Below are 12,172 nucleotides of genomic sequence, written 5' to 3'. Positions count from 1 at the left end.
GCCCGGCGGCGGGGACGGGTGCGCGGCGTCGGAAGCGACCATGGTCCCACGGACCGACCGGCGCCCAGGTCGCCACGATGGCGGCACCGCACCCGGCCGGCCATAGCGGTTCTGCGGCAACGACTTCGCTGACGGGCCGGTGTGCCACGATCTGTGACGGCCGGTCGCCGCCCGCGCGGCCGATGCCGCGCTTGCTCGTACCGGCCGGCCGCGGCCCGCGCGCCGTGTCACCCGCGACGGGAACGGGATCGGTTCGGCGGGCCGAACCTCGAGTTTCCGGCGATGACGAACGTCTGCCCGCTTGCGCGCGCGTGTTAGCGAACACACCCCGGGCGCAGTTGTCGCGACGGTCACCGCGGGTCGCCGACGGCGCGGCGAGCAACGCCGGTGCGGCCGCGGCCGAAGGGGTCAGGAATATTGTTGAATCTCCATCACGACACGTGTCACGGCCGTGTCGCGCCTCAGGAACCGGCCGTCAGGGCGGCCTTACCGGTCCGATGCTGGCCGGCCCGGTCGACCCAGGTGAGATCCAGGACGTCGCCGGGATAGTGGCGGTCCAGCACCCTGGTGAGATCCGTGGCCGACTCGATCCGGGTGCCGTCGATGGTCAGGATGACATCGCCGTTGGCCAGCCCGGAGCCGGCGGCCGGCCCACCCGGCATGACCTCGTGCACCAGCACACCGGGGAACGATTCGTGCTGTTCGGCGCTGCTCACCCCGACGCCGAGCAGCGTCGGTGGGCCGATGTGCACGGTGTCCGACGGAGCGCGGGCCCGGATCTGGTTGGCGATGCCCAGCGCGTCGTTGATCGGTATGGCGTATCCCTCGCCGCCGGGACCCATGCGGAAGTTCACCGAGGCCGCCGTCGTCACACCGATGACCTCGCCCGCGGCATTGATCACCGGCCCGCCGGAATCACCGGCGCGCACCGGCGCGGCGAACTCGAACAATCCGGTCATCTCGGTGGCGGTGCCGGTCAGCTCGTCCTCGGCACTGATCGACCGCCCGAGGGCGGTGACGGAGCCGAACTCACGCGTCAGCGGGCTGCGGCTACCACCGGCATTGCCGATCGCCACGACGGGTTCACCGACGCCCAAGCGGGTCGAGTCGCCCAGCGGCGCCACCGGCAGACCGCCGGCGCCGCGAAGCTGCAGCACGGCGATGTCCCGGCCGCGGTCATAACCCAGGATGTCGGCACCGAAGGTGATGCCGCCCACCACGGCGTTGATGACATCGGCGCCCTGCACGACGTGGTAGTTGGTCAACACCTGACCGGCCGGGTCCAGGACGATCCCGGTACCGGTGCCCATCACGTGCTGATAGTCCACCACGGTGTCGAGTCGCACGACCGCGGGCTCGACGCGGTCGGCGGCCGGTGCCAGATTGGTCGGCTCGGCCCAGGCCGTACCGGGGGAGACGAGCAGGACGAGACACGACACCGCAAATACGGCCGTGGCCCATTGTCTGATCCGGACTATGCCCATGCGTCGCCTTCCGCCCTCCCCGACGTCTTCTATCAATACTGACGGTGACAGTGCGAACTGTCGACGTCATCAGGCGCAGGGCGCGTCAATTATCGGTGGCGACGCCACCGCGGCTGCGGGTCCGGCGGATCTTGCCCGTGGGGCGGCGATTACGCAGCTTGCCCTCGTCAGCGGGTTCTTCTGCCGTTTCCTCGGCGGATTCTTCGGCGGTCTGCTCGGCCTCGATCTCGACCGTTTCCCGCGGCTCATCGGATTCCGCATCGCCGGCGGAGTCGACGCCGTCGGCGGTCTCGGCCTCGGTGCTCTCGTCGGCCGGCGTGCTGTCCTCGGCCGCTGTGGGGGCCTGGTCGTCGTCGCGGCGGCGGCCGCGCTTCTCGGGCTTGGGCTTGAGCGGTTTCGGCGGCGGAGGTGGCAGTTCGGCGACGAACGCGAGGTAGAACCCGAACGCGCCGAGCAGGGCCAGCGCCGCGGCCGCGCCGTAGATGCCGAACAGCCATTGGCCGGCGTCGTCGAGATCCAGCCAGATCTCGCTGATGGCCGCCCCCAGGATCAACACACCCGCGGCGACGTGCCCGACGATCGACCAGACCCGCAGCTGCAGCGCGAGGGTGGGCGTCCCCAGCTCGGGCTTACGCGTGCGGCGCAGGGTCAGCAGCACCGGCAGCGCGGTCAGGGCCACCAGCACGCCGCACACGATGCGCATGACCGTGCCCAGCATCGTCGGCCACTGTCCGGTCAGTTCGAACCAGCGCGGCAGGACGAAGAGAAAATAGAGAGCTCCGGCGATAACCAGCGACGATGCATGCCACAGCGAGGCGATACCGCGTCGCATATTCCTCCCTTGACGTCCTGCTGGACGATCTTTGTGGTCCCGGGGCGTGACCTCGATGATCACCGGTCACGCCCCGGACCAACTGCGGAGGATAGGGGATTTGAACCCCTGAGGGCTGTTAACCCAACCCGCGTTCCAGGCGAGCGCCATAGGCCACTAGGCGAATCCTCCGTCGGCAATGGTAGCTGACCGCTGAGGCAGCTCCGACCAGCCGCCGGTCTCGCGGCTCCGCACGGGGTACTACACTCGTGACTCGGACCCCGCGCGGCGTCCATCCTGTGAACTCCCCCAGGGCCGGAAGGCAGCAAGGGTCAATGGGCTCTGGCGGGTGCGCGGGGTCCCCTTCATGTTCACGGCTTGTTGATAGCGCCCGTTGTTGAAAGGCCTGCAGTGTCGTTTGAGTCCCTCGGCCGTGACGAACTGTCTGCGCAGCACGAACTGCAGCAGCGCAACTACGCCGAGCTGAAGGCGCAGGGACTCAAGCTCGACCTCACGCGCGGCAAGCCCTCCCCGGAACAGCTCGACCTGTCCAACCGCCTGCTCGAGCTGCCCGGCGCCGACGGTTTCCGTGACGGTGAGGGCACCGACACCCGCAACTACGGCGGCCTGCACGGCCTGCCCGAACTCCGAGCGATCTTCGGCGAGCTGTTGGGCATCCCGGTGCCCAACCTGATCGCCGGCAACAACGCCAGCCTGGAGTTCATGCACGACGCCGTGGTGTTCTCGCTGCTGCACGGGGGCGTCGACTCGCCGCGGCCGTGGTCGCAGGAACCCGGTGTGAAGTTTCTCTGCCCGGCGCCCGGCTATGACCGGCACTTCGCGATCACCGAGAGCTACGGCATCGAGATGATCCCGGTGCCGCTGCGCGAGGACGGCCCGGACGTCGATCTCATCGAAGAGCTGGTCGCCCACGATCCGGCGGTCAAGGGCATGTGGTGTGTGCCGGTGTACTCGAATCCCACCGGCACGACCTATTCGTGGGAGATCGTGCGTCGCCTGGTGCAGATGCAGACGGCCGCACCGGACTTCCGGTTGTTCTGGGACAACGCCTACGCCGTGCACACCATCACCCCCGATTTCGTCCGGCAGGTCGACATCCTGGGCTTGGCCGCGGCCGCCGGTAACACCAACCGGCCGCTGGTGTTCGCCTCGACCTCGAAGATGACCTTCGCCGGCGCCGGGGTCAGTTTCCTCGGCGGCTCGCTGGGCAATATCGCCTGGTACCTGCAGCATGCCGGGAAGAAGTCGATCGGCCCGGACAAGGTCAACCAGTTGCGGCACCTGCGTTTCTTCGGTGATGCCGACGGCGTGCTGCTGCACATGCATAAGCACCGTGAGCTGCTGGCGCCGAAGTTCGCCCTGGTGGCGCAGATCCTCGACGACCGCCTCGGCGAGTCCAAGATCGCCTCCTGGACCGATCCCAAGGGTGGCTACTTCGTCAGCCTCGACGTCCTGCCCGGTACGGCGAAGCGCACCATCGCGCTGGCCAAGGATGCCGGTATCGCGGTGACCGCCGCCGGTGCGGCGTTCCCGTACGGAAAAGACCCGGAGGACAAGAACATTCGGATCGCGCCGAGCTTCCCCTCGGAGTCCGACCTGCGGTCGGCGATCGACGGTCTGTCGACGTGCGCGCTGCTGTCGGCCACCGAAGCGCTGCTGGCGCGCGACTAGTCGGTCCCGCTGGGTAACCTGGGCGACCGTGGCGCTCTACCGCAAGTACCGACCCGCAAGCTTCGCCGAGGTCGTCGGCCAGGAGCATGTCACCGCACCGCTGTCGACCGCGCTGTCGGCGGGACGGATCAATCACGCCTACCTGTTCTCCGGTCCGCGCGGCTGCGGTAAGACATCGTCCGCCCGCATCCTGGCCCGCTCGCTGAACTGTGAGCAGGGGCCGACCCCGACGCCGTGCGGGGTCTGCGACTCATGTGTGGCGCTGGCGCCCAACGGGCCGGGCAACGTCGACGTCGTCGAACTCGACGCCGCCAGCCACGGTGGTGTGGACGACACCCGGGAACTGCGTGACCGCGCGTTCTACGCCCCGGCCCAGTCGCGCTACCGCATCTTCATCGTGGACGAGGCGCACATGGTGACCACGGCCGGTTTCAACGCGCTGCTCAAGATCGTCGAGGAGCCACCCGATCACCTGATCTTCGTGTTCGCGACCACCGAACCGGACAAGGTGCTGCCGACCATCCGGTCCCGCACGCACCACTATCCGTTCCGATTGCTGGCACCCAAGACGATGCGTGGTCTGCTGGAGCGCATCTGCGCCGATGAGGGCGTGACGGTCGACGACGCCGTCTATCCGTTGGTGATCCGGGCCGGCGGCGGTTCGCCGCGGGACAGCCTGTCGGTGCTCGACCAGCTGGTCGCCGGCGCCGAGGGCAACCGCGTCGTCTACCAGCGCGCGTTGTCGCTGCTGGGCGCCACCGATGTCGCGCTGATCGATGATGCCGTCGACGCGCTGGCGGCCGGGGACGCCGCCGCCCTGTTCGGTGCCGTCGAATCGGTCATCGACGCCGGCCACGATCCGCGCCGGTTCGCCACCGACCTGCTCGAACGGTTCCGCGATCTCATCGTGATGCAGGCGGTTCCGGATGCCGCGGACCGTGGCGTGGTCGACGCCCCGGACGCCGTGCTGGAACGCATGCGCGAACAGGCCACCCGGCTCGGCGCGGCGACGCTGGCGCGTTACGCCGAGGTCGTGCACGCCGGGCTGGGAGAGATGCGCGGGGCCACCGCGCCGCGCCTGCTGCTGGAAGTGGTGTGCGCGCGGCTGCTGCTGCCGTCGGCCAGCGATACCGAATCGGCTCTGCTGCAACGCATCGAACGCATCGAGACCCGGCTCGACATGGCCGTGCCTGCAGCGATTCCGGGTGCGGCGCCCGCCGAGGCGCCGCCGACACCGGCCCGGCAGTTCGTCCGGGCCAGCCAGGCGCAGGCCCCGGCCGCACCCGCCGCACCGTCGCCGGCCGCGCCACCGCCTGCTGCACCACCGCCGCCTGCTGCACCACCAACACGGCCCGCGCCCCCGACACCGCCGCCGGCACCGACACCGCCGGCGCCGCGGCCGGAACCCACACCCGATCCGGTGCCCGAGCCGGAACCGCAGCCGCGTCCGGTGCCAGCTCCCGAGCCCACTCCGGTGCCGGTACCCGAACCCGGTCCCGAACCGCCACCGCCGGTGCCGACGCCGGCTGCGCCCGTCGGGCAGCCCGACGCGGGAGCAGTCCGGTCCATGTGGGACACGGTGCGCGAGAAGGTGAATCTGCGCAGCAAGCCGGTCAACGCGATGCTCGCCGATGCCATCGTCCGAGCGGTCGACGGTGACACCCTGGTGCTCAGTCACCGGGCGCCGCCGTTGGCCAAGCGGTTGAGTGAGCCGCGCAACGCCGACGTGATCCGCGAGGCGCTCAAGGATGCGCTCGGCGTCAACTGGCAGATCCGCTGCGTGCCCGACACCGGCGAGCCGGTGCCCTCGGACTCCGGGCCTGCCGCACGGCCCGATCCGGCCGCCGAGGAGGAACGGATGCTGGCCGAGGCCAGCGCCGACACCTCGGAGATGGTGCGCCGCGATCCGGAGGAAGTCGCCATCGAGCTGCTCCAGACCGAGCTCGGCGCCCGCCGCATCGACAAGGCCTAGTCCGGCAAACCGTTTGCTGACGAATTCGGCGAGACCGGCTAGGCTGTTTGCCCGGGGGCTGAATTCGGAGGAAGTGCGTTTTGCGCGGCGTAGCTGACAGATGGGGCGCACGGGAATATCGATTCGCCACCGGGGCGCTGCGTGAGGGCCGGTTCATGCGGGTGTTCATGCTCGTGGCCGGCGTCTCCTGTATCGGACTGGCCGGGTTGCTCACGGTCATGCAGTTCCACCCGCAGGGCCCGACCGGTGCTGTCGGGCGCGGCGCGCAGATCCTCGCCTCGGCGACGGCCGTCGCCGTCGGGGTGCGATGGCTGCGCGGTCCCTGGCCGACCTACCGGCAGTCCATCGCCTTCGTGATATGGGCCGATATCGCGGCGGGGCTCGGGGCGGTCACCATGTCGACGCCGGAGGCGCAGCTCAGTGGGTCCACCTACATCGGTTTGATCGGCATCTTCGCAGGATTCATCTTGGGCGCACGAATCCTGTTCATGCACTGCCTTTTTGCGTCCGCGTTCATCACCGGCGTCACCGTCTGGGCGGTGCTCTACGAACACCACGACGGCTTCGACCTGTTCATCCAGTACATCCCCGCACTGACCTGGGTGGTGGCCGTGCCGCTGATCGGATGCGCGCTGATCGACCTCGGCCGTCGGGCCATCGTGCGGACGGCACGCTCGGCGCACTACGACTCGCTGACCGGGCTGCGCAACCGGCGCGGTATGCACTCCTCGGTCGGTCGGGTGATCACCGCAGGCCCGCACACCACCGTCGCGATGGCGGTATGTGACATCGACCGTTTCAAGCAGCTCAACGACGACAACGGCCATGCGGTGGGAGATGCGGCCCTGGTCGCGCTGGCCGCCCGGCTGCGCCAGGTCGCGCGACCCGACGAGGTGACCGCGCGGATCGGCGGTGACGAACTGGTGTTGGTGTCCTTCGTCGACGACAGCGACCCGGTGATCGAGCTCGTCGAGCGGATGTCGGCGTTGACCAACGTCGAGTTGGGCGACAGCGACCTCACCGTCAGCGTCGGCATCGCCACGATGCCCGCGTCGGCCGCGCACTTCTCGATCGACGATGTGCTGCGCCACGCGGACGATGCCATGTACGAGGCCAAACGCTCCGGCGGGGCGTCGTGTGTCGTCTACGCTACGGAGCCCACCATGGCCGCAACGGCAACCCGCGGTCATGACCATGATCGTCGAGTTTGACCGCCAGAACCTGGTGCAGCTGCACCACATTGGACTCGAATCCCAGCCGTGACCCGGCCATGTAGAGCCCCCACACCCGGGCAGTGGCCAGACCCACCTCGGCGACCGCCTCATCCCAGTGCTGCACCAGATTGCGGCACCAGTCCCGCAACGTCAGTGCGTAATGGTGGCGCAGATTCTCCTCGTGCACGACCTCCAACCCGACGTCCTGGATCCCGGTGATGATGCGTCCCGAACCGGTCAACTCCCCGTCCGGGAAGACGTAGCGGTCGATGAAGAAGCTCGCCGAGGCGCCCGCACGGTTGTTGGGTCGGGTGATGCTGTGGTTGAGAAGCATTGCACCGGAACGCATCCGGGCCTGCAGGAAGGCGAAATACGCCGGGTAGTTGGCGACGCCGATGTGCTCGGTGAGCCCGATCGAGGACACCGCGTCGAAACCGGACTCCCGGACGTCGCGATAATCGCCGTGGCGCACCTCGGCCAGCTCGGACAGTCCCTCGTCGATGATGGCCTGCCGCGCCCAGGCGGCCTGCTCGGCTGAGAGCGTCACGCCGAGGGCCTTGACCCCGTGCCGCGCAGCGTATCTGACCATTCCACCCCAACCGCAGCCCACATCCAGCAGGCGGTCGCCGGGACGCAGTCTCAGCTTCTCGAACACCAACCGGTACTTGTTGTCCTGTGCCTGCTCGAGGGTCGCGTGCTCGTCCGGGTAGCAGGCGCAGGTGTAGGTCATCGACGGGCCCAGCACCCACTCGTAGAAGGTGTTGGAGACGTCGTAGTGGTGGTGGATGGCCTCGGCATCGCGGGACTTGCTGTGCCGCAGACCGTCCGCGAATCGGCGCCAGCGCGGGAGCGCCTCCTGCGGCGGCGGTGCGATGGGCAACAGATGTTCCAGGCCGACCGAGGCGATGATGTTGGCCAGTACCCGTGCCGGGGGCCGCTTGAAGGCCATCTTCTCGGCCAGCGCGCACAGCAGGTCGTAGGGGTCACCGGGATGCACGCCGAGCGGTTCGATGTCACCGGCGACGTAGGCGCGCGCCAGGCCGAGTTCGCCCGGAGCGGTGGCCAGATACGTCGTACCGCGCGGACTGCGCAGCTCGAGTCCAACCTCGGCGTCGTCGGGACCCGAGGAACTGCCGTCGTAGGCGGTGAACTTCAGCGGGAGGCGTCCCGAGGCGAAAATCTCCAATATCTCTGCGAGGCTGAGTTTGCGCTGGCCGTGTGATTGGTCCTTGAATGTCGTCACTTGTTCTGTACCGCCTTCGCATAAAGGTCGAGCAGTCGTGAGTCCGGGTCGTAGGTCTTCTTCGCGGTCCGGTATGCCTCGCCGCCGTACATGGCGTCGAATTCCGCGGCTCCGTAGAACGATTCCGAGTACAGCGATTTGTGGCCGTCGAGTTCGGCGACCTTGTCCTCGATGAGTCGATTGGTGTGTCCGGCGACGGGGCCGGCCGGTACCGACGACCAGAACCCGATGTTGACGTAGGTGTGGTGGGGTCTGATCGGATACAGCGGCCACGAGCGGTCATCGCGTAACCGCAGCGGGCACAACCACACCGGTTCGATGGGCACGGTGCGCAAGAACCAGTCGAGGAACGCTTCGCACTGCTCGATCGGCACCTCGATGTCCTGTACCACTCGTTCGCGCGGTGGTCGGCCGTGGCGTTTCTCGATGCGGTCGGCGATGCCGAACCGACGGTCGTAGCCGATCAACTTCCAGTAGAAGCTGCTGCGCCGGTAGCGGCGCGGCCACAACCGGCGCACGACGGGATGCTGGGCGCCGAAGGCCCGCGAACACCAGAACCAGTCGGTGTCCCAGCGCCACAGGTAATCGGCGATGGTCAGCCGGTCCCGGGTGCGGTGTTGGATGGACCGGTAGTAGATGTCGCGGCCGGTGTAGTCGCTGACCGGGCCCGGGGTCACGGTCTGCGCGCCCAGACACAGGTAACTCTCGTCGGCGCTGAACACCACGCCGTCCAGATAGTCCACCGGCGCACCCTGGTAGGCCTTGGTCTCGATGATGCCGTCCATGGCGGCGACCAGTTCGGCCTGCGAGTGAAAACGCAGATGGTGCAGGGACACGAACGGTTGCACGGGTTCCAGCTCGATCTTCAAGCGCACCGAATAGCCCAGCGTGCCATAGGAATTCGGGAACGCGTGGAAAAGGTCGGCGTGCAGGTCGCGACTGGCGGTGATGAGGTCACCCGCTCCCGTGAGGATGTCGAGTTCGAGGACGGATTCGTGCGGCAGGCCGTTGCGGAAGGAGGCCGACTCGATGCCGAGGCCGGTGACCGCGCCGCCCAGGGTGATCGTCTTGAGTTGTGGGACCACCAGCGGCGACAGCCCGTAGGGCAGCGTCGCGGCGACCAGATCCGCATAGGTGCACATGCCGGAGACATCGGCCGTGCGGGTGTGCGGATCGACGGTGATAACGCCGGTCAGGCCGGAGGTGTCCAGGCCCTTGACATCGGCGGGCGTCCGCGCCCGGAAGAGATTGGACGTGGGTTTGCTCAGCCGCACAGTCGCTGTCGCGGGGATGGCGCGGTAACTGGCCAGTAGTCGCTGCACGCCCGCCTCGTGGACAGCTTGTGCGTCGGTCGCACCGACAGACACACATATACGCTAGTCCTCGGTCGCCGCGCATGCGACCGGACAGCTACGTGATGACGGGAGTTTTGCACGCATGGGACAGGTCAGCGCCTCCAGCACTGTGTTGATCAACGCCGAGCCGGACGCTGTGCTCGCCGCGGTCGCCGACTACCAGACGGTACGGCCGAAGATTCTCTCCTCGCACTACAGCAACTATGCGGTGCTCGAGGGTGGCCAGGGTGCGGGCACCGTCGTGACGTGGAAGCTGCAGGCCACCGAGTCGCGCTCGCGGGACGTGAAGGCCGACGTCGACGTCGCAGGCAAGACCGTCATCGAGAAGGACGCCAACTCGTCGCTGGTCACCAACTGGACCGTCGCCCCGGCGGGCACCGGCTCGACCGTGACCGTCAAGACGTCGTGGACCGGCGCGGGCGGTGTCAAGGGCTTCTTCGAGAAGACGTTCGCGCCGCTGGGCCTGCGCAAGATCCAGGCCGAGGTGCTGGAGAACCTGAAGAAGGAGCTGGAGGCCTAGCGGGGCTTGTTGGCCAGCCAGGTGGCGACCCCACGCGCCACCGCGTCGGCCAGCTTCTGACGGCCGGACTCGGCCTCCATCAGCGCCGAGTCGGCCGGGTTCTTCATGTTGCCCAGCTCGACCAGGATGGACGGGAATTGGGCGTGGTTGAGGCCGGCGATATCCGAGCGTGGGTTCAAACCACCCGAGCCGATGTAGTTGGCCGGCGGAATGCCCGAGCCCTGCAACTGGTCCTTCATGATCTGGGCGAACTGCACCGACGGCCCGGCCTGCACCGCGTTCAGCGGTGGCGAGGAGTACAGCACGTGGAAGCCGCGTCCGGTGGCCGGGCCGCCGTCGGCGTGGATGCTGACGATGGCGTCGGGGCGCAGCGCGTTGGCCATGGCGGCCCGCTCGTCGACACAGGGGCCGAGCGCGTCGTCGTTGCCGCGTGACATGGCCGTCCGCACGCCGTTGGCGTGCAGGATGGCGCGTACCCGCAGCGCGACATCCCAGTTGAAGGTGTGCTCGGGGTAGCCGGAATCGGTGGAGGTGCCACTGGTCTGGCACTCCTTGGTGCCGCCTCGGCCGGTCGGCACCTGGCGGCTGATGGACGCGTCGTTGGCGCCGTTGTGGCCGGGGTCGATGAAGACGATGGTGCCGGCGATGCTGTTGGGTGCGGCGCCGGCCGGCGGCGCGGCGGCGCCGGTGGCGGCCACCAGCAGCGCTGCCGCTGCGGCCGCGCCGACACGCAAGCTGTTGGGGACGTGCACGCCGCCACGGTAGTCGGGCCGACGGCTAGTGTTGAAGGGCAAATTGCCTTGGTCTCGTGAGCGCAACGAAGTCGAGACCGGGCCGCAATCAACACGCAGTGCCAGCTTCGAGAGGGGACAGCTCATGCAGCCCGGTGGTGGACAGCCCGATATGTCGGCTCTGCTCGCGCAGGCACAACAGGTCCAGCAGCAGTTGATGGAGGCGCAGGAGGCCTTGGCCAACGCCGAGGTGCACGGCCAGGGTGGCGGCGGTCTGGTGCAGGTGACGATGAAGGGCAGCGGTGAGGTGATCGCGGTCGCCATCGACCCCAAGGTGATCGACGCGTCCGATCCCGAGACGCTGCAGGACCTGATCGTCGGGGCGCTGGCCGATGCGTCCAAGCAGGTGACCATCCTGGCCCAGAGCCGGCTCGGTCCGCTGGCCGGCGGACTCGGCGGGTTCGGGATCCCGGGAACCTGACTTGTACCGCAATGTTTGAGGGACCTGTCCAGGATCTGATCGACGAACTCGGCAAGCTGCCGGGGATCGGGCCCAAGAGCGCCCAGCGGATCGCGTTCCATCTGCTGTCGGTCGAACCGCCGGATATCGACCGACTGACCGCGGTGCTCGGCCGGATCCGTGACGGTGTGACCTTCTGCGCGGTGTGCGGAAACGTCTCCGACGAACAGCGGTGCCGGATCTGCAAGGACCCGCGCCGGGACGCCTCGCTGGTGTGCGTGGTCGAGGAACCCAAGGACATCCAGGCCGTCGAGCGCACCCGCGAGTTCCGCGGGCGCTATCACGTGCTCGGTGGTGCGCTGGATCCGTTGTCCGGTGTCGGACCCGACCAGCTGCGCATCCGCGAGTTGCTCAACCGCATCGGTGAGCGGGTCGACGGTGTCGATGTCGCCGAGGTCATCATCGCGACCGATCCCAACACCGAGGGCGAGGCCACGGCGACCTATCTGATGCGGATGCTGCGCGATATCCCTGGGTTGACCGTCAGTCGCATCGCGTCGGGCCTGCCGATGGGCGGGGACCTGGAGTTCGCCGACGAGCTCACGCTCGGCCGGGCGCTGGCCGGCCGCCGCGCCATGGCCTGACCCCTTTTTTCGCCCAAACGAACAAACGGGTGAATTTGTTCGAGTA

At 68.3% G+C, this 12,172-nt stretch carries 11 protein-coding genes, 1 tRNA gene and 1 other RNA gene; 7 read left to right on the top strand and 6 right to left on the bottom strand.

Translation table 11 applies throughout. The annotated features are described in order from the left end of the window. Window positions 1-461: 461 nt before the first annotated feature. From ACWDUN_RS11800 to ACWDUN_RS11790, 3 genes are all read right to left on the bottom strand, one after another. Entirely contained in the window at window positions 462-1,484 is a 1,023-nt protein-coding gene (locus ACWDUN_RS11800; RefSeq protein WP_449928660.1) for a S1C family serine protease, read from the bottom strand. An 85-nt stretch (window positions 1,485-1,569) separates the two neighbouring features. Then, entirely contained in the window at window positions 1,570-2,316 is a 747-nt protein-coding gene (locus tag ACWDUN_RS11795) for a hypothetical protein (protein ID WP_449928658.1), read from the bottom strand. 85 nt (window positions 2,317-2,401) lie between these two features. Then, window positions 2,402-2,487 (bottom strand) — tRNA-Ser (locus tag ACWDUN_RS11790). A gap of 81 nt (window positions 2,488-2,568) precedes the next feature. Between ACWDUN_RS11790 and ffs the strand changes: the two genes are divergently transcribed. From ffs to ACWDUN_RS11770, 4 genes are all read left to right on the top strand, one after another. Next, window positions 2,569-2,663: signal recognition particle sRNA small type (gene ffs / locus ACWDUN_RS11785), an RNA gene on the top strand. A gap of 43 nt (window positions 2,664-2,706) precedes the next feature. After that, complete coding sequence (locus ACWDUN_RS11780) at window positions 2,707-3,987, top strand: aminotransferase class I/II-fold pyridoxal phosphate-dependent enzyme (RefSeq protein ID WP_449928656.1); 1,281 nt, start codon at window positions 2,707-2,709, stop codon at window positions 3,985-3,987. Window positions 3,988-4,015: 28 nt separating this feature from the next. Continuing rightward, the gene (locus ACWDUN_RS11775; protein WP_449928654.1) at window positions 4,016-5,959 is read left to right on the top strand and encodes a DNA polymerase III subunits gamma/tau; all 1,944 of its coding nucleotides are present in this window, start codon (window positions 4,016-4,018) and stop codon (window positions 5,957-5,959) included. Between the two features lie 80 nt (window positions 5,960-6,039). Then, entirely contained in the window at window positions 6,040-7,170 is a 1,131-nt protein-coding gene (locus tag ACWDUN_RS11770; RefSeq protein ID WP_449928652.1) for a diguanylate cyclase domain-containing protein, read from the top strand. Here ACWDUN_RS11770 and ACWDUN_RS11765 read toward each other — a convergent pair. Together ACWDUN_RS11765 and ACWDUN_RS11760 are read right to left on the bottom strand one after the other, a co-directional pair. After that, window positions 7,109-8,416 carry a class I SAM-dependent methyltransferase gene (locus ACWDUN_RS11765; protein ID WP_449928650.1) on the bottom strand — a complete coding sequence of 436 codons (1,308 nt, stop codon included), beginning with the start codon at window positions 8,414-8,416 and terminating at the stop codon, window positions 7,109-7,111. The genes ACWDUN_RS11770 and ACWDUN_RS11765 overlap by 62 nt on opposite strands. After that, window positions 8,413-9,783: an FAD-binding oxidoreductase gene (locus tag ACWDUN_RS11760; protein WP_449928648.1), complete on the bottom strand. Its 1,371-nt coding sequence runs from the start codon at window positions 9,781-9,783 to the stop codon at window positions 8,413-8,415. The genes ACWDUN_RS11765 and ACWDUN_RS11760 overlap by 4 nt, the downstream gene beginning before the upstream one ends. A gap of 70 nt (window positions 9,784-9,853) precedes the next feature. On the opposite strand from ACWDUN_RS11760, the gene ACWDUN_RS11755 reads away from it, so the two are divergent. Then, complete coding sequence (locus tag ACWDUN_RS11755) at window positions 9,854-10,291, top strand: SRPBCC family protein (protein ID WP_449928646.1); 438 nt, start codon at window positions 9,854-9,856, stop codon at window positions 10,289-10,291. On the opposite strand, the gene ACWDUN_RS11750 is transcribed toward ACWDUN_RS11755, so the two are convergent. Continuing rightward, complete coding sequence (locus ACWDUN_RS11750) at window positions 10,288-11,043, bottom strand: Rv3717 family N-acetylmuramoyl-L-alanine amidase (RefSeq protein WP_449928644.1); 756 nt, start codon at window positions 11,041-11,043, stop codon at window positions 10,288-10,290. The two genes, ACWDUN_RS11755 and ACWDUN_RS11750, sit on opposite strands and share 4 nt — an antisense overlap. Window positions 11,044-11,167: 124 nt before the next feature. Here ACWDUN_RS11750 and ACWDUN_RS11745 point away from each other — a divergent pair, with 124 nt between their 5' ends. After that, on the top strand, window positions 11,168-11,503 hold the full coding sequence (locus ACWDUN_RS11745) for a YbaB/EbfC family nucleoid-associated protein (RefSeq protein ID WP_449928642.1): 336 nt from the start codon (window positions 11,168-11,170) through the stop codon (window positions 11,501-11,503). 11 nt (window positions 11,504-11,514) lie between these two features. Further along, a complete protein-coding gene (recR, locus tag ACWDUN_RS11740) occupies window positions 11,515-12,126 on the top strand; it encodes a recombination mediator RecR (RefSeq protein ID WP_449928640.1) in 612 nt (203 codons plus the stop codon). The last annotated feature ends 46 nt before the right edge of the window (window positions 12,127-12,172 follow it).

The sequence above is a fragment of the Mycobacterium sp. NPDC003323 genome (assembly GCF_053589535.1).
This window is presented reverse-complemented; position numbering and strand designations above follow the sequence as displayed.